General features: G+C 42.9%; 16 protein-coding genes. 1 reads left to right on the forward strand and 15 read right to left on the reverse strand.

Annotation, left to right across the window (positions count from 1 at the left end):
- Nucleotides 1–71: 71 nt before the first annotated feature.
- The gene (locus PSI23_RS13605; protein ID WP_273555597.1) at nt 72–1,073 is read right to left on the reverse strand and encodes a Fic family protein; all 1,002 of its coding nucleotides are present in this window, start codon (nt 1,071–1,073) and stop codon (nt 72–74) included.
- Nucleotides 1,074–1,182: 109 nt separating this feature from the next.
- On the opposite strand from PSI23_RS13605, the gene PSI23_RS13610 reads away from it, so the two are divergent.
- Nucleotides 1,183–1,947 carry a hypothetical protein gene (locus PSI23_RS13610; protein WP_273555598.1) on the forward strand — a complete coding sequence of 255 codons (765 nt, stop codon included), beginning with the start codon at nt 1,183–1,185 and terminating at the stop codon, nt 1,945–1,947.
- 120 nt (nt 1,948–2,067) lie between these two features.
- On the opposite strand, the gene PSI23_RS13615 is transcribed toward PSI23_RS13610, so the two are convergent.
- The 14 genes from PSI23_RS13615 to atpG all read right to left on the reverse strand — a co-directional run bounded on the left by PSI23_RS13615 (nt 2,068) and on the right by atpG (nt 21,397).
- Complete coding sequence (locus PSI23_RS13615) at nt 2,068–5,241, reverse strand: type III restriction-modification system endonuclease (protein ID WP_273555599.1); 3,174 nt, start codon at nt 5,239–5,241, stop codon at nt 2,068–2,070.
- Between the two features lie 10 nt (nt 5,242–5,251).
- Complete coding sequence (locus tag PSI23_RS13620; protein WP_273555600.1) at nt 5,252–7,156, reverse strand: site-specific DNA-methyltransferase; 1,905 nt, start codon at nt 7,154–7,156, stop codon at nt 5,252–5,254.
- A 370-nt stretch (nt 7,157–7,526) separates the two neighbouring features.
- Complete coding sequence (locus tag PSI23_RS13625) at nt 7,527–8,069, reverse strand: GNAT family N-acetyltransferase (protein ID WP_273555601.1); 543 nt, start codon at nt 8,067–8,069, stop codon at nt 7,527–7,529.
- Nucleotides 8,050–8,355, reverse strand: coding sequence for a type II toxin-antitoxin system TacA family antitoxin (locus tag PSI23_RS13630; protein ID WP_273547552.1), 306 nt, complete (start codon nt 8,353–8,355; stop codon nt 8,050–8,052). The genes PSI23_RS13625 and PSI23_RS13630 overlap by 20 nt, the downstream gene beginning before the upstream one ends.
- A gap of 222 nt (nt 8,356–8,577) precedes the next feature.
- Nucleotides 8,578–8,895, reverse strand: a complete 318-nt coding sequence (locus tag PSI23_RS13635; protein WP_273555602.1) for a hypothetical protein — start codon at nt 8,893–8,895, stop codon at nt 8,578–8,580.
- 42 nt (nt 8,896–8,937) lie between these two features.
- Entirely contained in the window at nt 8,938–11,853 is a 2,916-nt protein-coding gene (locus PSI23_RS13640; RefSeq protein WP_273555603.1) for a type I restriction endonuclease subunit R, read from the reverse strand.
- 58 nt (nt 11,854–11,911) lie between these two features.
- Nucleotides 11,912–13,129 carry a restriction endonuclease subunit S gene (locus PSI23_RS13645; protein ID WP_273555604.1) on the reverse strand — a complete coding sequence of 406 codons (1,218 nt, stop codon included), beginning with the start codon at nt 13,127–13,129 and terminating at the stop codon, nt 11,912–11,914.
- On the reverse strand, nt 13,129–14,736 hold the full coding sequence (locus PSI23_RS13650; protein ID WP_273555605.1) for a type I restriction-modification system subunit M: 1,608 nt from the start codon (nt 14,734–14,736) through the stop codon (nt 13,129–13,131). Before PSI23_RS13650 ends, PSI23_RS13645 begins: the two co-directional genes overlap by 1 nt.
- A gap of 64 nt (nt 14,737–14,800) precedes the next feature.
- The gene (locus PSI23_RS13655; RefSeq protein ID WP_273555606.1) at nt 14,801–14,959 is read right to left on the reverse strand and encodes a hypothetical protein; all 159 of its coding nucleotides are present in this window, start codon (nt 14,957–14,959) and stop codon (nt 14,801–14,803) included.
- Between the two features lie 77 nt (nt 14,960–15,036).
- The gene (gene glmS / locus PSI23_RS13660) at nt 15,037–16,866 is read right to left on the reverse strand and encodes a glutamine--fructose-6-phosphate transaminase (isomerizing) (RefSeq protein WP_273555607.1); all 1,830 of its coding nucleotides are present in this window, start codon (nt 16,864–16,866) and stop codon (nt 15,037–15,039) included.
- Between the two features lie 219 nt (nt 16,867–17,085).
- Entirely contained in the window at nt 17,086–18,486 is a 1,401-nt protein-coding gene (gene glmU / locus PSI23_RS13665; protein ID WP_273555608.1) for a bifunctional UDP-N-acetylglucosamine diphosphorylase/glucosamine-1-phosphate N-acetyltransferase GlmU, read from the reverse strand.
- A 183-nt stretch (nt 18,487–18,669) separates the two neighbouring features.
- A complete protein-coding gene (locus tag PSI23_RS13670; protein WP_086109486.1) occupies nt 18,670–19,095 on the reverse strand; it encodes a F0F1 ATP synthase subunit epsilon in 426 nt (141 codons plus the stop codon).
- A 21-nt stretch (nt 19,096–19,116) separates the two neighbouring features.
- A complete protein-coding gene (gene atpD, locus PSI23_RS13675; RefSeq protein ID WP_198688923.1) occupies nt 19,117–20,499 on the reverse strand; it encodes a F0F1 ATP synthase subunit beta in 1,383 nt (460 codons plus the stop codon).
- A 34-nt stretch (nt 20,500–20,533) separates the two neighbouring features.
- Nucleotides 20,534–21,397 carry a F0F1 ATP synthase subunit gamma gene (gene atpG / locus PSI23_RS13680; RefSeq protein ID WP_273555609.1) on the reverse strand — a complete coding sequence of 288 codons (864 nt, stop codon included), beginning with the start codon at nt 21,395–21,397 and terminating at the stop codon, nt 20,534–20,536.
- Nucleotides 21,398–21,451: the final 54 nt, after the last annotated feature.

The following is a 21,451-nucleotide window of genomic DNA, read 5'->3' on the forward strand; positions in this document are numbered from 1 at the left end:
GTTAGAGACAGCTAATAGCCTGAGTTTTGGTAGAAACAACTGTATTTCCAATCTTAGATTTTCTCAACATGTTATCTAATTCGCCAATATCCCCCTTTTTTCGCACCAACTCGAATCAATAGTCCATCTTCCTGCAACACTTTGATATTTCGTTCTATAGTTCGAGGATTAACACCCAAATCATCGGCTAATTGAGATATTGTTATAGATGGCTGATCAGCAATAATAGATAAGATTTTTTGCGAAGTCGCATTAAGTGGCTGTGAATTTTCTACCGACATTTCTACCAACATTGAAGTAGTATTCGGCTTTTCCGTATGAATACTTTCCTTAAGTGCTCTGACTAATTTTTCCAACATAAAATCAATAAATGACGTACAGTCGCTCGCATGGTCACATTCTCTAAGTACCTGATAATACGCCTGCTGTTGATAATGCATGATGGTTTCTACTGGTAACCATGCCAACTCTGAACGCCATTCACTTAAAATCAATGTTTGCCATAAACGCCCCATGCGGCCATTCCCATCAGCAAATGGATGAATAAATTCAAATTCATAATGAAAGATCGAACTGGCAATCAATGGGTGAATATCAGTCTGCTTTAACCATGTAAGTAGATCGCTAACCAGACGCGATATTTGGCTGGCAGGGGGAGCCATATGGACAAGTTGATTTTCGCGATAAATTCCAACATCACTGCAACGTAATTGTCCTGGTTGATCAATTAACCCCATCATCAACAGCCGGTGTGCTGCCAATAAGTCAGATAATCGGTGACTACGCCAATCCGGTAATTTCTCATAAGCTAATATGGCATTGCGTACTTCCTGAATATCCTTTGCAGGAGCCAATACACGTTTACCATCCATAATTGCTGTGACTTGTTCAATCGATAAACTATTATGCTCAATAGCCAATGACGCTTGTATTGTGCGAATCCGGTTTTCTTTACGCAACAAGGGTGAAATTGTCTCACTTTGTACTGACCAGCGCCCCAATAACTCGCCTATTTCTATAACACGATTAAGTATGGATGGTGTGATACGGTAAGGAGGTTGATAAGCCGCCACAATAATTTCCTCTTGAATCGGCCAAGTTTTAAAGTGAGATTACTACATTGGTGCTACAACTACATGTTATGTAAACCTAGTTGATGATGCAAAAGATTATTCAGATCATTTGGTTGAGTTACGTTCTGAGCTAATAGAAGGGGATTATCGCCTATTATATCTGCCTTGGCTGAAACGTGCATTTGATGGCGATGAGACGTTGAATAAACTGCCTCTGATTGATTTCAATTTTAAACAATTATCCGAAGCTCAATCGGCATTTGCAGAATTATTCGGTATCCCACCAGAAGCGTACAAGGCCTTAGATATATTGCTTGCATCATCGCAAGCACATACCGCAAGGGTTAAACACCTGACCGCAGCAGAGCAAATTAATAGACTATCTGCATCAGATAAAGATTTATTATTGAAGTTATTATTTGAGCAAGAACAGCTCACTGCAAATCAGGCGCGTGCGTTGGTTTGTAAACCATTAACCAACAATGATTATAAATATTGGCTGAGCACTTCGTCACTTAATACCTATTGGCAAGCTGCGAATGAGGAAGCGACGCGCGAACGTTTGCTGGCTGAAGAACAAAGACTCGAACAAGAGCGGATTGCAACACTCAAGCGGCTTAATGCTGTCTTTTCCTCAAGAAAGGTTCACTGGGAAAATGTGAAGAAATACAGTGAACAAGGCCATGCCAGCGCTTACGATAAAGCTGCCAGAGAAATGAAAGATCTGTACGAAGCTTATCGGATTAATAATGCACTGGCAGAATTTGTTCCACTCTATCGGATATTTGCCAAACATATAGAAAGAAGAAGAACACTGGTACAACGATTGGAATCACTCAATCAGGAAATCGCTAAATATCAAGGTAGTATTTGATTTTATCAGTAAAGGTACGGCACGCACTATGCCTGGCACACTAAAGCAAAACGCCGGAAAAAATCAGCACCTTGTCAGTATCCAGAAGGCACTATTGCGAGTGCCTTGATGCCATTAAGATTAAAAATGAGCACTGAACGTATCAAAGTTATCAGCTTTGACAAATTTGGCAGCGTTGGGCACCTCTTTGCCATCTTTGTCTTTGCTTAACGCATTGAAATGCTCAACGCCACATTTGATCTTGGCCTTTTCAGCCTCACGCAGATCATCTGAGAATATGCTTGATTTCGTTTCAACCACAAAGTAAAGCTGCTCCCCCGTCCCATCATCTTTGTCAATTAATACCGCCCAGTCAGGATTGTAACTGCCCAGCGGGGTATCAATCTTGAACCAAGATGGCAGTTTGGAATAAATCTTCACTTCTTCAGCGCCTTCTAGCTTTTCAGCAAAGTTAAACTCGGTATCTGAATCACAAATGATGTAGTCATATACCGACTTTTCAGCTTTCACCATATCTTTGAGGTAGCCGGTCAGTTCTTCTTCTTGGAAAAGCTCTTGGGCATAGTATGCCTCGTCACCAATACGGTGATATTTAACACCATCTACAATGACAATACGCATCTGCTTACGGATAACTTCACCAGCTAACTCGATAAAGCGCTGAGGGTTATTTTTGAAGGCTTCCAGCTTATCGCCCAAACCCAGCAGAATATCGATAATTGTCTGACGGGTCAGATTAGTTTGATCGGTCAGATAAGTCACAATATCTGGCAACTGGAAGTTGCGATTGCGGTAATACTGGATTTTGGTTTTCTCATCGTAGGTTTCCAGTTCAGCTTCAGTAACAGCAACCTTAACCTTGGTGTACTGAAACCTGACACTGGCTACCGCCACGTTCGTTCTAATTTCCTTGATACAGTTTTCAACCAGCTCGTTGATACTAAAGTTAACACGATAAGTCGTTTTATATTTAATACGCCCCCAAAGAGCCTTGAAGTCTCCACCAAGTACAACCTGTTTACCATTTGTATCTTCGCACAAGGCTACAGAGCGCTTCTCTTCGTGTTTTTTCACATTCAAACCTCTTGCCAGCTTCTTCAACATGGCAACGATGGCATCAGTATGCTCAGTGACACTGGAAGGCAGACTTACCTTGTCGTTATTAATGGCAATTTTCAGCACATCCTGAATCTTGCCTTTGCCATCGATATAACCTTGAGACAGAAGGTGCAGGAAGATCTCTTCTGACTTTTTCGCTCCCAAGAAGGCTTTCTGATCCAGCTCGCCAGAAACAACAATGTTGGCAAATTGGTGAGACTCAACCGCACCAAATTTAATACCTTCTTCCGCTTCAATCTCTTTTTGCAGTTCAGAAACAAAGCTTTCATAAGATTCGTTTGCCATAACGGTCAGGGTATTTACCTCAAAACCGTAAGGAACGCGCTCACCAGATTGATCAACAGCTAAACGTAGGCCACGACCGATTTCCTGTCGTTTTTTAGTGATTGAGCTGGTTTCATTCAACGTACAGATCTGGAAAACATTAGGGTTGTCCCAGCCTTCTTTCAGTGCTGAGTGTGAAAAGATAAAGCGCAGCTTCTCGTCCATAGATAGAAGCTTTTCTTTGTCTTTCATGATCAGGTTATAGGCTGACTCATCGGCTGCGGTTTTCCCCCCTTCGCCTTTAGCTGAAAGCTTCGAGTCAGCGAACTGAGGGTTGCCGGAGGCATCTTTTTTCTTGTCTTGTGCAAAGTAGCCATCATGCACTGTTTGAGTGAGTTCTTGCAACGCTACTTCGTTGATGGTGTATTTATCTCCATTATTATCCCAGATTCTCGGGTACAACACGCGATATTTGGGCTTGCTAACCTGCTTGGTAAACTCTTCTTCAAACCACTTAGCAAAATTACCCTGAACAGGAACGCCATCTTCAGAGTAGCCGCGGTAGTTGGCAACCTTATCGATAAAGAACAGACTCAGCACCTTAATACCTTTCTGGCTTAGGATTTTCGAGTGGTCAAGCTTGTCATAGCCCGTTGTTACCTTATGATAGAACTTCAGCTCTTTTTCTAGGTGCTCTTCAATAGTTTTGGCTATTTGAATGCGCTTAAAGGCCTCCGAATCCACTTCACCGATGACTTGCCCAAGACGCACAATTTCATCACGACTAGTAAAGTCAATATACTCATTACCTTCTTCGCAATAAATATCGTTAACGACATAGCCTTCATAAACACTACGCCCACCCGAAAGTTCGAATAAGTCATTGACCTGACCATCTTTGATGGTTATTACCTTATGTGGTTGCAGCTTGCCTGTGCGCGTTTGAGCATCAATTTCAATCTTGGCAGAAATAGGGGACTTCTTATTATCAACACTCACTAGCTTAATGTAGGCTTGGTTGTGTCCATCCTTAACATCCAGAGAAGCAACCTCAATTTGCTTAACCAGTTTGCGTTCATAGGCATCAATAGAATCAAGCTTATACAGCAGGTGCGGCGCTTCCTTCAACGTGGCTGAATAACGAAATGTACACAGTGGTTTTAAGCTGCCAATCGCTTCTTTTCGGTTTGCCGTTGATACAACAGACTGTGGTTCGTCAATAATGACGACAGGACGAGTAGCCTGAATAAATTCAATAGGCTTCATGCCGTTCAATCTGTCATCTGTACGGTGAATTAGATTCGCCGTAGTTTCCTTTGTAGGATCAGTGAAGGACTTACTGAACGCATCAATATTGATCACCATGATTTGAATGTAATCATTAGTAGCAAAGTTACGAACCTGTTCGCGCTTTGATGAGTCATAGACAAAATAGTCATACTGCGCATTTTTGTACTGCTCACGGAAGTGCTGCTCAGTGATTTGCAGTGATTTATAGACGCCTTCTTTAATCGCAATGGACGGCACCACGATAATGAACTTTGTCAGTCCATAACGCTGATTTAGCTCAAAGATAGAACGTAGGTACACATAGGTTTTACCTGTACCTGTTTCCATCTCAACACTGAAATCCAGACTTGGCAGTTCTTGTTTTACGTTTTCAACCTGTGGCAAGCCATTCTTTAACTGAACATTACGCGTGTTGGCATAAATTTCATCAGGCAATAAGGTAAGAGTATTACCGACACCGATATCGTTGTTTTTACCAAAGATATCCAACTGCTGATTCGCCAGCACATTATCAGCTACAGTAAAATTGCATTGAAATGTTTCCTGCCCTTCAAACACACCTAAAACAGCTTCAACCGCATCGATTTGGTGTGATAAATCCGATCTAAATTGAATCTTCATCATCACCACCTTAAATGCTCTTCACATCGTCGATACCATACTGCTTCAGGATCTGAATCGCGTTGGTCTTCACTACGCTGTCTGCAAAGCCTTGGTCTTTAAAAACGACTTGAGTACTTTCTGGATTGAGTTTTTCTTTCAGTTTGGCTATACCCTTAACCACCTGTTCCGTGATGCCATCGTCCAAGCAAACCATTAAGGCACCTGCACCAACAACAAATACTCTCTTGCCCTCGACTGTAGTTTCTTCCACTTGTTCGGTCAGCTCTAAACCATATTTCAACAAGATCTCGTAAAGCACATCTTCAGGAGTGCGGTCATCTTTGATAGATTTAGCAGCCAGTTGCAGAGCAGGTTCTAAGCTTTCAAAGTCAGCATCCCAAGCGTGAATATTTGTTTGATCTAATTTGAAAAACTTAACACCTTGGGTTTTATCTTCTTCTAAAATGGCATTTTTTATTCTTTTTAGGGAAATTCTGGAAATCAATTCGGGTATTAACTCCTTAGTACAATACTCTGTTGCACCCGCATTTTTTGAGATAGACTCAGGCAATTGAACCAATATAAACTTTCTTCTACCGCCATCTTTCTTATTTTGTTTTAACACAGCATGACCTGTAGAACCACTTCCAGCAAAAAAGTCAAGAATTATATCTTCACTATCCGTGACCTTCATTAAGTGTTCAATTAAGCCTGTCGGCTTTGGATAATCAAAAACAGATGAACAGAGAAGGGCTTCAACCTCTTTACTTCCTTGCTTCGTTGTAAAATCTGTTATTATTGTTTTTGGATGTTCGGTGCCTCGCTTTTTAACATACTGAAGAACACCATTAGGTTTGAAGAAGAACTCAACAACCTGCTGTCCTTTAGAGTCAAAAGTATCATTTCCTGATAGCCAATTTTCGATTTGGCTCTTCATTGTCCAACCCGCTTTTAGAGTGACTTCGCTAGCTAAGGCTCCATTCTTACATTCAAATACACCTGAAATAACTTCAACGACTTCTTTATCTCCAAATACTGATGGAAACGTTTTATTTTCACCTAAAAACTTGACTCCGGCAGGGAATGTTATTTCTGACGCAGGGTTTTTAACGCTCACCTTTTTTATTGCACGATCAGAAATTAAGCTATCATCTCCTTTATAAATAATATGAGGTAATTGAGATATATCTTTTGCATATGCCAAGATATATTCATGTTCTCTGGTAAAAGTTGATGCTGAAGTTCTTCCACTCTTCCAAATAAATCTTTCAATAAAATTATCTTCACCAAATATTTCATTGCACAAACTGGACAAATTAACAACTTCATGTTCATCTATAGATATAAATATAATTCCATCATCAGATAATAAATTTCTGGCCAATTTCAATCTGGGGTAAAGCATATTTAGCCAATCTGTATGATACCGACCAGATGTGTCAGAATTAGTGCTAAAAGGCTTACCTTGATTATTTACTTGTCCCGTTAATACCTGATAATTTCTTATGTTGTCATAGAAATTATCTTTATAAACAAAATCCTTACCCGTATTGTAAGGAGGATCGATATAGATCATCTTAACTTTCTTGTGATAAGACTTTTGAAGCAACTTAAGCACTTCAAGGTTGTCGCCTTCAATAAACAGGTTTTCGGTAGTATCCCAATTAACACTCTCTTCCTTGCATGGACGTAGCGTACCTGTTGATAGAGTTTGGGCAATTTGACGCGCGCGGGTTTTACCATGCCAGGTGAAGTTATAGCGCTCATCTGAGTCATCAACGACTTCACCAAGTACAGCTTTTAAGGCATCAAAATCGATTTTTCCTTCAGAAAATACCTCAGGGAAAAGCTGTTTAAGTTGATCGATATTTTCTTGAGTGATATTTGTACTCTTGGATTCAGGGTAGTCCAGGGTGATTTTTTCAATTGTCATCAGAGGAATTCCATTTATTGCCAACTGAGCAAAACTCATGCTCGTGGTTCATATTCTTCGTTACACAGTTAAATCATTGCCTTAATCGCAGCAACTTACTGTTTAAGCGTAGTAAAGAATCCCTGATACATCACAATAAATACTGACACTCTTATGACATAAAAATGAAATGTGAAACTAAAACCATCGGATCGCCAACATTCCGCCGAATTGAAAACAGCGTCTATCTCGACGCTACGATCCCAATAAAAATCAACCGAAGGAATGATAAATAAGGGGAATGGATAAAAAAATTGCCGAATTTCATGAGCTCGGTTAAGGCGGGAAGAAAAGTTCATCTAAATTTAGTTATTCAAAAAATGAATAGCTGTTACTTTATAGCTGCCAATAAATCCTGAATTTTTAAAAACATGGGAGTTGTTCCATTGGATACAGGAATTCCCAATTCAACAAATCCGAGAAGTGTGTAAAATGCAACAGCATCAGGATCAGCATCCAAAAATATTCCCTTAATTGGCATCACATTATGAACTTTAATGGCATGTTCTAAAAATTCCCTCATTAAAATATGACCATATCCTTTCTTTTGATGTTTAACTGATACTCCCAGCATCACCAAACGAACGACAGAAAGGTCACTTGGCATCGAGCCACTTAATACGCCACTGAGCCGAGATTTTGCCAGTGAATAGCCAGTAAAACTACAGACTCCAAGTAATTCACCCATTTTGGTGTCAATTAGGACTTTGGCAACACAATTTCCATTGGCGACGTTGCTCTTAAGACTATTGCGAACGTAACGATTAATAACATGATTGCCACAATCAAAGGCTTTTTGACCCGAGTATGTCATATCACTCTGATAGTTCACACAAATGTATTCAACCATGATTTCATTTAGTAGCTTTTCCATCTTTGTTCTTTCTCATCAAAGCACATAAAGCAAGTGTTGGAGATGCGGGTTCAGCAATCAGTACATTCAAGGTACGCCAGTTTTCTTCATCTAACTCACGACGTTTTTGGTTTTCCAGAACTTCTTCAGCTCGTTCGAAAGCCGCATTCAAGATAAAAGCACTTAAATCAACACCGGCAACCTGCGCGGCCTGACGTAAGATTTCTTTTAGTTCGGTGCTGGTTTTTAACTCTACACGGGCATTTTTAGCCGCCTTGAGTGTTTTTTCCACTGATATCGTTGCCATTCTAGGTCACTCCTGTTGTTTGATTATTACCATTTCTTACTCGTGTGTAGGAATAGATTTCTTATATATATTGTACTGATGGAAGATAGCATTTAGTGGAGCCAGATGCAATTATGTACGGCTGTAAGCCGTACATATAAGATGAAAGTTTAACAATTGAGTGGCGTCTATTTGCTGGTTTAACCGCCGTCTGGTTGTCGGCTTAGAGCTGTTTGAAACCCTCTAACAACTTGTATTTAATATAAAAATATCAATATATATATCTTCCTCTTCAATTATTCGTTGCATACTTTCAATCCAAGAAACCTTAAAGGCAGGGGCGTTTGCAAACAGTTTGTAAAGCTCCAACTCATTTTTTCGACGTTGCAGCATAATTTCCTTCAATATCTTTTCAAAAGCTAAATCTCGGGTATCTGGGTCAGGGTTGTCTTTATATTTAGTTTTAAAATCAGGATGCTTGCGGACACTGTCAACTATTCCAAGGCTCGCTAAGCTTGCAACAATATCGCCCGAGAAAGAAAGGTTGCACACTGTTTCCAAAGCACTTAGAGTTATGTTCTGCTCAAAACAGGCATCTCGTTGTCAGAATCCACTCAACCCGTTAATAAACGTATCAATCACGCTGCGTACCCGATTATACACACGTGCCAGAACGGTCTGACGCTCCAGAATCTTCGGTGTCCAAGTCAGCGTTGCAGCAACCTCGTCCTCACGCGGCATCACATTGGTGAACAAGTAATTATCCAGTAATTCATTCAACTTGATAGAATCCAGCCGCTCTTCAATGCATAGCGCAGAGATCGCTTTGTTTTTTTCCTGCGTGACATAAGTTTCAAACACCTGGGTGATATCTTCATCATGCGCTACACGTAGAAGATTTTGTTCGATAAAGTTATCAATCAGTTCACGTTTACTACGCAACGTCACATCGCTATCAATAGCTTCCATAACTTTTTTCTTCTGTTTCTGCTGCTCTTTTGGCGACATTGACTGAATATTTGCCAGTAATTTGAGGATATAACCGACATTAATTTCATCACGAAGGAGCAGGGAAACTTCGAAATCCACCTCATCCAGAATGGATACTTTCTCTTTACCGGAGTGCTTTTTTACTTTGTCGTAAATATCGAGATATTTACTGGTGTAGTCAGCCAGAGTTTGGTCAGAAAATGGTTTACTCACATCATCAAAATCAGCAAAGCTTTCGAGGATATTCTTCAGGCGCATCACATCTCGGAATGCATTAACAAATACCAATTGGGCATGTTCATCCGGTAGATTGTCCACACTTTCCACTGTTGGGGTTAAGGTCAACAAATAATCAATAGAAGCCTGATACTCGCTCAGGTATTCTTCAAATGGCTTTAGCAGTACAACAGAAGATGCATTTTTATTGGAGAACAGTGCAATAGCATCATCCGTCGCTTTTTTCAGGTTGCGGAAACAGACGATATTTCCGTGACTTTTCTTCTCGTTAAGGATTCGGTTAGTACGAGAGAACGCTTGTACCAATCCGTGGAAACGCAGGTTTTTGTCCACATACAATGTGTTCAGTGCCGGGCTATCAAAACCAGTAAGGAACATATTCACAACCAAAAGAATATCAATACCTTTCTCTTTGGTGCGTTTGGCAATGTCTTTGTAGTAGTTATAAAAACTCTGTGAGTCATTTGCTGAGTAGCTGGTACCGTACAGAGCGTTATAATCCGCAATAAAACTATCCAGATGATCACGACTGGAGATATCAATTTTGCTTCCTTGTGGCAGGCTGATATCTTCTTCATCCAGTAAACCGTTAACCGCTTCTTTATCGCTTTTATCCGCTTCATTAGCGGTATAGGTAAAGATGGAAGCAATCTTCAATGGCTTGTATGCCGGATCAGCTGCTGAAAGTGTGGCCTGTTTTTCTTTAAACAGTTTGTAGTAAGTGATCAGCATATCCACTGACCCGACGCAGAACATGGCGGTAAATTCGCGGTTACGGGTCTTAGCGCTGTGGTGTGCCAGAATATAGTCGGTGATTTTCCCCAGTCTGATCTCGCTTTCCATCACCTCTTTGGTATCGATATCTTCCACATCAATATCGATTTCATTGCTACTCGCTTTGCGTTTGTAGGTACCAACATACTCAACTGAAAAGCGCAGTACGTTTTCGTCGCGTATCGCATCGATAATCACATATTTGTGCAGGCATTTGTCAAACAGCATTTCAGTGGTCTGTTTGATACCGTTAGTGATATTGACGTTATCGGCAAAAATTGGCGTGCCAGTGAAACCGAATAGCTGCGCATTTTCAAAGAAACTCACAATTGCTTTATGGGTGTCGCCAAATTGACTGCGGTGGCATTCGTCAAAGATAAACACGATGCGCTCTTTGCGCAGGTGTTCCAATTGTGCTTTATAGCCTTCGTGAGTGATAACATTGTTCAGCTTTTGAATGGTGGTTAGCGTTAGTTTGCTGCTGGTGGCCTTCAGGTGCTTAATCAGCGTGCTGGTGTTATTGGTAGTATCCACACTGTCTTTGGCAAAGGCATTAAATTCTCTGGCCGTCTGATAGTCGAGATCGCGGCGATCGACAACAAAAATTACCCGATCCACTTCTGGCATCGACATAATCACTTGACTGGCCTTAAAAGAGGTAAGCGTTTTGCCGGAGCCGGTGGTATGCCAGATATAACCGTTGCGCGGTTTTTCTTGAATGTGCAGGCTTTCTTTCACATGGCGGATCATCGCTTCGCAGGCGTAAAACTGATACGGGCGCATCACCATCAAGCACTTACGGGTTTCGTTCAGCACTGTATAGTGGGTGATCATTTTGGCAATATGGCATACTTTCAGAAACGCTTCGGCAAACTTCTCCAGCGATTTAATCGGCTCGTTTTTTTCATCCGTCCAGAAGAAGGTCTGCTCGAAATGGTTGGCACGATTATTAGCGTAGTATTTGGTATCTACGCCGTTACTGATGATAAAGATCTGCACATACTGGAATAGACCGCTGCCGACCCAGAAAGCATCGCGATGGTAGCGGTCGATCTGGTTAAACGCTTCTTTTAGCCCCAGTCCACGGCGTTTAAGCTCGATCTGAACCAGCGGTAAGCCATTAATCAGTAATGTAACGTCAAAGCGGGTTTTGCGGCTGTTCTGCTCGGCATTAAACTGTTTTACCTGACGCGTGACCTGAAACTCATTCTGGCACCACTCTTCTTTATTAATAAAACTGAGCCATTTCTCTGTACCGTCATCACGCAACAGTTGGTAGCGATCGCGCAGGGTTTTGGCGCGATCGATTACCTCGTTACCTTTGGTCAGATGCAGGAAAACACGTTTAAATTCGCTGTCACTGAGCGGCGCAGCTTCTAATCGGTTATGGATTTCAATCTGCTTTTTCAGGTTGGCTTTCATACTGGCTTCGTCAGTGACGTTAACCAGTTCGTAGTGCATGCCTACCAGTTGATCCACCAATTGCGTTTCTAACTCGTATTCGCTTTGCGTTGCCATTAGTTGTAGTGCCTTATTTTGTAAGTGCAGACCCGGTTCTAGCCGGGTTAGAGGATATTTAGACGAACATTTGCTGGAGTAAACCTTGCTTCCAGGTTTTTAATTTGTCTAGTTCTGCTTTTTTGGAGGTGATTTTGCAGTCAATAGCAGAGAGAACATTAGCGATCTTTTCTTGTTCAGTTAAGCAGGGGGACGGTAAGGATAAAGTCGCAAAAGCTTGGTAACTGATTTGTTTTCCATCACGTATTCCAACAACAGTTTGACTAAGCTCTTCAATAAAGCTTTCTTTTTTCAAATAGAATCTATAAAAATCACCAACTATTGGCTTTATGTTTTTTAGAATAGTATATGCTGGACTACAGATGCCTTTTATGAATGAGTATTCTATTCCACCTTGGAATGAGCGCAAACTAATTACAAAGTCACCTTTTTCAATTATTTTGTATGAGTTTATACTGGACTGACTACTTTTGATATCAATGTTTATATCATCTCTTTTTACTACACCATTCTCTTGAGTAACAGCTAAAACAGGTAAATCACCATTGTGTTTTTTATTACTACTATTCTTGAAAATTTTCCCAGCATTAATAAATTTCCACTCTGGAAAAGCCTCCCCATTCTCATCCTTAAACCGTAACTCCTGACTAAAAATCTTCTGCATCATGCCTTTTTTATACTGGCACAACAGATCGTATTGCTTGTTTAGCAGCATGAGTTTTTTGTCTACAGAGGACAGAAAATCGGCGATTTTGGTTTGTTCTTCTTTACTTGGATAACAGATTTCAATTTGAAAAACATCGTTTTTTGTAATGTTCTTCATGCTATTACTTGTACCTGAAGCCTGCTCTCTTAGTAATGACCTTCCTTTATCTGAACTCAGAAAGCATGCTAACCATTGCATATTACAAACATCTTTATTTATCTTAACTTGCCATAAACGATCAGGTACAAAAGTATTTTTTGGAGCACTATTTATGTATGCGTTCGCTCCCACTAATAATGGAGTATTCATTCTGCTGATTAATATACTATCGCTAATCAATCTTTCTTTTAATCTTGCAACTTCTTCATCTGCTATTACTTTCTTCCTTTCCATATCATTAAAATAGCCAAGTGACACGCAACTTGTTTTAAGGATGGAAAACTCATTTTCATCAGGTGATTCATCAAGCGAATTAACAGAAACTCCAGCATCAAGAGACACGATTAACTTTTTAAGATAATCCAAGTTCCATTTATCTTTGTATGATTTAAATCGCAACTTCGGCACCATCACTTATTTCCCTCAATCAGCGTAAACGGTGTCCCAATCTCTAGTTCCTTACAAAACCCAGCAATGGTCTTATCAATCTCCGCTACTTTTCCTTCCAGCTCGCAAATTTCCTTCGCCACGGCATTCAGATCGATTTCCTCTTCCGCTTCAAAGGTATCGACATAGCGCGGGATATTGAGGTTGTAATCGTTATTATGGACCTCTTCCAGCGTTGCGATATGGCTGTATTTCTCGACCGCCTTCCAGTCATTATAGGTGTCAGCAATTTTGTCGATATGCTCCGGTAGCAGGCGGTTCTGAGTTTTCACCTTCTCGAAGTCATTGCTGGCATCGATAAATAGAATGCTGTCGTTATGCTTACGGCATTTGCGCAGTACCAGCACGCAGGTTGGGATACTGGTACCGTAGAAAATATTGGCAGGCAGGCCGATCACCGCATCAATGCAGTTCAGTTTTTCGATCATAAACTGACGGATATGACCTTCCGCCGCGCCACGGAACAATACGCCGTGCGGCAAAACCACCGCCATGGTGCCGTCATCTTCCAGATGGTGGAGCATATGTTGTACAAACGCCATATCTGCCTTGCTGGACGGGGCCAGTTTGCCGTATTGAGCAAAGCGGTCATCGTTCATAAACAACGAGCTGGCGCTCCACTTGGCAGAAAACGGCGGATTAGCCACAATTGCATCAAACTTCAGGTGCATATGCTGCGGATGTTCCAGCGTGTCTTCTTGAACAATTTCAAAATCCGCATAGTGAACGCCATGCAGGATCATATTCATTCGCGCTAAGTTGTAGGTGGTGCGGTTCATCTCCTGACCGTAGATTTTACCCACCGATGAGGCTTCACGTTTTACGCGCAGCAGCAATGAACCAGAACCGCAAGTTGGGTCATATACGTTTTTTAGTTTCAGCTTATAGGTAGTGACGATTTTCGCCAGCAAAGTCGAAACAGGCTGTGGGGTATAAAACTCCCCGGCTTTTTTACCTGCACCACTGGCAAACTGACCAATCAGATATTCATAGGCATCGCCCAAGATATCGGAACTGGCTTCACTCAGGTTAAAACTCAGCTTATCTAGTTCGGTGATTACTTTGCCGATCAACTCGTTTTTCGCTTCTGCAGTACTACCCAGTTTACTGGAACCTAAATCAAGATCTTCAAACAGGTTGCTGAAGTCATCGGCAGAATCAGTACCCAGCGTGCTTTGTTCAATATTGCGCAGCGTGGTCGCCAGATCTTCAAGAATAAAACCGGTACCAGCGCCTTTCGGATCTTTGGCGACGCGTTCCGCCATGGTGTGGAACAGGTCTGTGGGTGGCAGGAAATAACCCAACGTCTGGATGCTGTCTTCTTTTACCGCTTCTACGATATCCTGATACGCCGGATGTTCTACCGTGAGTTCGTTGTACTGAATTCCGTCTTCAGCAAGGATATTGTTCGCATATGTAACAAATTTTTCAGAGAGATATTTGTAGAAGATGAAGCCTAAGCAGTAATCGCGAAATTCATCGGCATTCATTTTACCACGCAGGGTATCGGCGATATTCCACAGGCGGCTTTGCAGTTCACTTAAATTTTGCACTTCAATTTGGGGAGACATAGTTCTTCCTGTTGTTTCTGTTCGTCACGACACCGCAACATTTGGGTTAAATCATATCACTGAGTTAGCTCAGGATTTGTTGTTCGTATAGCACCGCCAAGCGTTGCTGGTAATAGCGCTTTTCTCGCACGGCCAGGTACATTCCCCCCATCGCTTTCTGTTTCGCCAACGATGGTAGCGTTACGGTAAAGTTTTTTAGCTCATTAACAGCAATGCGCTGCACGAATGAAAAATCCGGCCTGCTTATGCATAACCGGATTAAGAAAGCATTTAGTTTTGATTTACGCGTGTATTACGTGATCACTCCACCGTCACCGATTTCGCCAAATTACGTGGTTGATCCACATCTGTACCTTTGATCAACGCAACGTGGTAAGAGAGCAATTGCAGTGGCACGGTATAGAAGATCGGGGCGATCAACTCTTCTACGTGTGGCAGGGAGATGATCTTCATGTTTTCGCTGTTGGTGAAACCGGCATCCTGATCTGCGAAGACATACAGCAAGCCGCCGCGGGCGCGAACTTCTTCGATGTTGGATTTCAGTTTTTCCAGCAGTTCGTTGTTTGGTGCAACGATGATCACTGGCATATCCGCGTCGATCAATGCCAGAGGGCCGTGCTTCAATTCACCCGCCGCGTAGGCTTCTGCATGAATGTAGGAGATCTCTTTCAGTTTCAGTGCACCTTCCACTGCGATCGGGTATTGATCGCCTCGACCAAGGAACAGCGCATGATGTTTTTCGGAGAAGTCTTCTGCCAGTGACTCAATGATTTTGTCTTTCGACAACATGCTTTCAATACGGCTTGGTAGGGCATGCAAGGCATGAACAATGTCTTGTTCCAATGCTGCATTATCATCTTTCAGGCGTCCCATATAAGCCACCAGCATTAATAATACTGTTAGCTGGGTGGTAAAGGCTTTAGTGGATGCCACGCCGATTTCTGCACCGGCTTTTGTCATCAGGGCAAATTCTGATTCGCGTACCAGAGAGGAACCAGCCACGTTGCAGATGGTCAACGAAGTCAGGTAGCCCAATTCTTTGGATAAACGCAGCGCAGCCAAGGTATCAGCCGTTTCACCCGACTGGGACAGGGTGATCAGCAGGCTTCCTTTACGACGTGCAGGCTTGCGGTAACGGAATTCCGAGGCGATTTCAACATCACATGGAATGCCTGCCAACGATTCGAACCAGTAGCGCGAAACCATTCCCGCATTGTAGGAAGTACCGCAAGCAACAATTTGGATATGCTCAACTTGAGACAGTAATTCCGCAGCATTAGCGCCCAGTTCTGACAGATTGACCTGACCGTTGCTTAAACGGCCTTCCAATGTGCTCTTGATCGCCATTGGCTGTTCGTAAATTTCTTTCTGCATGTAGTGACGATATACACCTTTGTCACCTGCATCGTACTGAACGTTGGATTCAATTTGCTCGCGCTCAACCGCTTGGCCTTGTACATCAAAGATGCGAACGGTACGGCGAGTGATTTCTGCGATGTCACCTTCTTCCAGATAGATAAAACGACGGGTCACTGGCAGTAACGCTAATTGGTCAGATGCAAAGAAATTTTCTCCCATACCCAAGCCAATCACCAATGGGCTGCCAGAACGTGCTGCTACCAACACATCAGGTTGACGGCTATCCATAATTACGGTGCCATAAGCGCCACGCAATTGTGGAATAACACGCTGAATAATTTCCAGCAGTGATCCGCCTTGTTGCTGTTCCCAATGAACAAGATGGGCAATGGTTTCAGTATCTGTATCAGAAGAGAAGGTGTAACCACGCGCTTTTAATTCTTCGCGCAGTTCTTCGTGGTTTTCAATTATGCCGTTATGCACAACCGCAATATGTTCAGAAACATGCGGATGGGCATTGCGTTCGTTTGGTTCACCGTGAGTCGCCCAACGAGTATGAGCAATCCCCGTTCCGCCAATGACTGGCTGTTTGTCGGCTTCATCAGCCAGCATCTGCACTTTACCCACTTCACGCAGGCGGGTCATGCGGTTTTCACTGTCAACGACAGCCATACCCGCAGAATCATAACCACGGTACTCCAGGCGACGAAGACCTTCGATCAGTATTTCTGCAATATCTCGTTGTGCTACTGCACCAACAATTCCACACATGGGTTTTATTCCTAAAAACAGGGCTAATCAACGCCCTTTTTATGTCGCACAACCTGATTGTCTTACGGCAAATCGCGTTCCGGCTTTGCCGTCCCCGAGCTTTGTAGAGATGGGGATTGTCCCCTTCATCTTTCAAGCCGCTGCTTTGTCGGCTTCGTTCACTTGCCGCCGCGCTGCAACTTGAAATCTATTGGGGATTTTTTTATGGGTATACCTTATTTATTTTTTCTTTACTGGACGCTGCCAGTTTTTAATATGAGTTTGTTTTACGCGGCTGATAACCAGCTCATTCTCAGCAACGTTTTTTGTTACGGTAGTTCCAGCGCCAATCGTTGCCCCGTTAGCTACTGTAACTGGTGCAACAAGCTGGGTATCAGAACCAACAAATACATCATCACCAATGATGGTTTTAAACTTATTGGCGCCATCATAGTTGCAGGTAATGGTTCCGGCACCAATATTCACATTGTTGCCAATTTCAGAATCACCAAGATAAGTCAGGTGACCTGCCTTAGAGTCCTTGCCAAGTGAAGATTTTTTCATTTCAACGAAATTGCCAACGTGAGCTTTTTCCGCCAATTTGGAACCAGGACGTAAACGAGCAAAAGGCCCAATAGTACACTCAGCAGCAATTTCAGAATCTTCAATGACAGAGTAAGGGCTAATGACGGCACCATCACCAATTACGCAATTTTTCAGGATACAACCTGAGCCAATCTCAACATTATTTCCCAATGTGACATGACCTTGGATAATGACATTGGTATCAATCACCACATCGCGACCATGTTCTAATGTTCCGCGCAAATCAAAACGTGCCGGATCTAATAACATGACGCCAGCCAATAGTAATTTTTCAGCTTGTTCTGATTGGTAAATGCGCTCCAAAGCGGAAAGTTGAAGGCGATTGTTGACCCCTTCCATCTCACTTAAACGGCTTGGGTGTACTGCCTTGATTTGACGGCTTTCTTTGTGTGCAAGCGCAATAATATCAGTCAGATAATATTCGCCTTGTGCGTTGTTGTTTTCCAACTTGGATAACCAACGTTTTAAATCACTGCCATTCGCCACCAAAATACCAGTGTTGATTTCGTTGATTTTACGCTGTTCTTCCGTTGCATCTTTTTGTTCGATAATGCCCGTCACTTCACCATTTTCACGAATGATACGACCATAGCCTGTTGGATTATCCAGAATTGCAGTTAATAAACCAATTCCACCCTCAGGTTTAGCCTCAATCAAACGCTCTAAAGTATCTTTGGCAATCAAAGGCACATCACCGTAAAGAATCAGAATATCTTCATCATCCGAAAAATGCGGGGCAGCTTGCTGCATGGCATGACCAGTACCTAGTTGTTCAGCTTGCAATACCCAGTTCAGATTTTGGTTGGAAAGTGCTTGTTTCATCAGATCACCGCCATGTCCATAAACCAGATGAACATTTTGAGTACCCAACTCCATTGCTGTGTCAATAACATGCTGAACCATTGGTTTCCCGGCCAGCAAGTGCAGAACTTTAGGAAGAGTAGAATACATGCGAGTTCCCTTGCCTGCCGCAAGGATCACGACACTTTTTGTACTGACACGATTTGAATTGACACTATTTGCAATAATAGACATAAGAAACCTGACAATTCCAATTTTAAATATGAAAGTAAACCTGTTTGCGAAATAAATTGCCACATATTTCGCAATGCAAAAAAGCCAGTTAGCTTTCACCAACTGGCTTTCTATCTAACTGCCTATATCCTTCATTTTTCAAGTTGCAACTCATTTGGATGCAATTCGAAATCTATCGGATAATTATAACATCATCTTTTTTGTCATCTCGATAACGCGAAGTTTCGCGATCGCTTTCGACAATTCAGCAGATGCCTGAGCATAATCAACATCGCCGTGAGAATTACGGATGTGTTCTTCTGCCTTGCGCTTGGCTTCAAGCACTTTAGCTTCGTCCAAATCCTTACCACGGATCGCTGTATCAGACAGTACGATAACGCCGTTTGGCTGTACTTCAAGAATTCCACCTGACAGGTAGATAAACTCTTCTTCACCAAACTGCTTAACAATACGTATCATGCCCGGTTTTATGGCAGTCAGCAGTGGTGTGTGTTGAGGATAGATCCCCAACTCACCTTCACTACCTGTCACCTGAATTTTCTGTACCAGTCCTTCAAACAGCTGTTTTTCAGCACTGACTACGTTCAGGGAGAACGTCATTGCAGCCATATAAACCTCCCGTCAGCCGTATTAAAGCTTCTTCGCTTTTTCCACAGCTTCGTCGATGGTACCAACCATGTAGAACGCCTGCTCTGGCAGATGGTCATAATCACCGTCCAGGATGCCCTTGAAGCCACGGATAGTGTCTTTCAGAGAAACGAATTTACCTGGAGAGCCAGTGAAGACTTCTGCAACGAAGAATGGCTGAGACAGGAAGCGCTGGATCTTACGGGCACGTGCCACAACCAGTTTGTCGTCTTCAGACAGTTCATCCATACCCAGAATGGCGATGATGTCTTTCAGTTCCTGATAACGTTGCAGGATAGACTGAACGCCACGAGCCACGTCATAGTGTTCCTGACCAACAACCAGTGGGTCAAGCTGACGGCTGGTTGAATCCAGTGGGTCAACCGCAGGATAAATACCCAAAGATGCGATCTGACGACTCAATACGACCGTTGCATCCAAGTGGGCAAAGGTTGTCGCTGGTGATGGGTCAGTCAAGTCATCCGCAGGAACGTAAACCGCCTGTACGGAGGTGATAGAGCCAGTTTGGGTTGAGGTGATACGCTCTTGCAGAACACCCATCTCTTCCGCCAACGTTGGCTGATAACCTACCGCAGATGGCATACGGCCCAATAGTGCAGATACTTCTGTCCCTGCCAGGGTATAACGGTAAATGTTATCAACGAACAGCAGAACGTCGCGGCCTTCATCACGGAATTTTTCCGCCATAGTCAAACCAGTCAATGCAACACGCAGACGGTTTCCTGGTGGCTCATTCATCTGACCGTATACCAGAGATACTTTATCCAGCACGTTTGAGTCAGTCATTTCATGATAGAAGTCGTTACCTTCACGGGTACGCTCACCTACACCGGCAAATACAGAGTAACCTGAGTGCTCGATCGCGATGTTACGGATCAGCTCCATCATGTTAACGGTTTTACCTACACCCGCACCACCAAACAGACCTACTTTACCACCCTTAGCGAATGGGCAAATCAAGTCCATGACTTTGATACCGGTTTCCAGCAGTTCCTGCGAGTTGGACAGCTCTTCATAGGTTGGTGCTGTACGGTGAATTGACCAACGCTCTTCTTCGCCAATCTCACCTTTCATGTCAATTGGATCGCCCAATACGTTCATGATACGGCCCAGTGTTGCTTTACCCACTGGTACTTCAATTGGGTGTCCTAAATCAGTCACGTCCAAATTACGGCGCAGACCATCGGAAGTACCCATTGCGATACAACGGACAATACCACCACCTAACTGCTGCTGAACTTCCAGCACCAGTTTTTCTTCACCGTTTTTAACCTCAAGGGCATCGTATACTTTTGGTACGCTGTCCTGAGGGAATTCGACGTCCACTACGGCGCCGATTACCTGGATAATCTTTCCAGTAGCCATCTTGAATCCTCTACGTAATTCGTAAACCTAGCTGTTAAACCGCAGAAGCACCCGAAACAATTTCGGTGAGTTCCTGAGTGATACTGGCCTGACGAGCCTTGTTGTAAACCAACTGCAACTCTTTGATCAGGTTGCCACCATTATCGGTCGCGGCTTTCATCGCTACCATTCGTGCGGCCTGTTCACTAGCCAGGTTTTCAACGACGCCCTGATAAACTTGCGATTCTATATAGCGGCGCAGCAGGGTATCCAACAACGCCTTAGGATCAGGTTCATACAGATAGTCCCAGGACGTCTTCTTCAGTGCTTCATCGTCTCCGGCTGGCAGAGGCAATAACTGAGTGATCGTCGGAACCTGAGACATTGTATTCATGAACTTGTTTGTCATTATATACAGTTTATCCAGACGTCCTTCGTCATATGCTTGCATCATGACGTGGACTGGCCCGATCAGTTCGGACAATGATGGGTTATCTCCCATCCCTGTTACTTGGGCAACAATGTTGCCACCAACAGAAGAAAAGAAAGAAACCGCTTTCGATCCAACAAGCGCCAAATCAACTTGGACGTTTTTATCAGACCAGCCTTTCATTTCTATCAGCAATTTTTTGAACAAGTTAATGTTCAAACCGCCACACAAACCACGGTCAGTCGAAACAACCACATACCCAACACGTTTTACTTCGCGTTCTTCAAGGTAGGGATGTTTGTATTCCAGATTACCTAACGCAAGGTGTCCAATCACACTGCGAATGGTTTCTGCATAAGGACGACTGGCCGCCATGCGATCCTGCGTTTTACGCATTTTGGACGCGGCAACCATTTCCATCGCTTTAGTGATTTTTTGCGTGTTCTGCACACTGGCGATTTTGGTACGTATCTCTTTTGCGCCGGCCATATCTGCTTCTCCTCATTAACCAGACGGCCCATGTTCAATTAAACTGGGCCGAAT

The sequence above is a fragment of the Xenorhabdus yunnanensis genome (assembly GCF_028598805.1).
In the GTDB taxonomy this organism is placed as follows: Bacteria; Pseudomonadota; Gammaproteobacteria; order Enterobacterales; family Enterobacteriaceae; genus Xenorhabdus; species Xenorhabdus yunnanensis.

Excerpts from the sequence above, each read along its gene's own strand:
- PSI23_RS13615 (WP_273555599.1), bottom strand. The coding sequence starts at position 5,241 with ATGAAGATTCAATTTAGATCGGATTTATCACACCAAATCGATGCGGTT.
- PSI23_RS13620 (WP_273555600.1), bottom strand. The coding sequence starts at position 7,156 with ATGACAATTGAAAAAATCACCCTGGACTACCCTGAATCCAAGAGTACA.
- PSI23_RS13625 (WP_273555601.1), bottom strand. The coding sequence starts at position 8,069 with ATGGAAAAGCTACTAAATGAAATCATGGTTGAATACATTTGTGTGAAC.
- PSI23_RS13630 (WP_273547552.1), bottom strand. The coding sequence starts at position 8,355 with ATGGCAACGATATCAGTGGAAAAAACACTCAAGGCGGCTAAAAATGCC.
- PSI23_RS13640 (WP_273555603.1), bottom strand. The coding sequence starts at position 11,853 with ATGGCAACGCAAAGCGAATACGAGTTAGAAACGCAATTGGTGGATCAA.
- PSI23_RS13645 (WP_273555604.1), bottom strand. The coding sequence starts at position 13,129 with ATGGTGCCGAAGTTGCGATTTAAATCATACAAAGATAAATGGAACTTG.
- PSI23_RS13650 (WP_273555605.1), bottom strand. The coding sequence starts at position 14,736 with ATGTCTCCCCAAATTGAAGTGCAAAATTTAAGTGAACTGCAAAGCCGC.
- glmS (WP_273555607.1), bottom strand. The coding sequence starts at position 16,866 with ATGTGTGGAATTGTTGGTGCAGTAGCACAACGAGATATTGCAGAAATA.
- glmU (WP_273555608.1), bottom strand. The coding sequence starts at position 18,486 with ATGTCTATTATTGCAAATAGTGTCAATTCAAATCGTGTCAGTACAAAA.
- PSI23_RS13670 (WP_086109486.1), bottom strand. The coding sequence starts at position 19,095 with ATGGCTGCAATGACGTTCTCCCTGAACGTAGTCAGTGCTGAAAAACAG.
- atpD (WP_198688923.1), bottom strand. The coding sequence starts at position 20,499 with ATGGCTACTGGAAAGATTATCCAGGTAATCGGCGCCGTAGTGGACGTC.
- atpG (WP_273555609.1), bottom strand. The coding sequence starts at position 21,397 with ATGGCCGGCGCAAAAGAGATACGTACCAAAATCGCCAGTGTGCAGAAC.